Annotated in this window: 1 pseudogene; it reads left to right on the forward strand. The window is 61.8% G+C overall.

From position 1 onward, the window contains the following. Positions 1-293 (forward strand): annotated as a pseudogene (locus EN857_RS34105) (acyl-[acyl-carrier-protein]--UDP-N-acetylglucosamine O-acyltransferase); the annotation flags it as partial.

Genomic DNA, 293 nt, shown 5'->3' on the forward strand with positions numbered 1-293 from the left:
GAAACGGTCAGCCATGTGTCGGTAATGGGGGCCACCACTATCGGGGCCGGAACGAAAGTCTATCCGATGGCGACGCTCGGCGCGCCGCCGCAGAACACCAAGCACAAGGGCGGCCGCACGACGCTTATCATCGGTGAAAACTGCACCATCCGCGAAGGCGTCACCATGCATGTTGGCACGGATTCCAGCCGCGGCGAGACCACGGTCGGCGACAACGGCAATTTCCTCGCCTATGCGCACATCGCCCATGATTGCGTCGTCGGCAAGAACGCCACTTTCGCCAATGGTGCAAC

The organism is Mesorhizobium sp. M4B.F.Ca.ET.214.01.1.1, from assembly GCF_004791545.1.
GTDB lineage: Bacteria > Pseudomonadota > Alphaproteobacteria > Rhizobiales > Rhizobiaceae > Mesorhizobium > Mesorhizobium abyssinicae.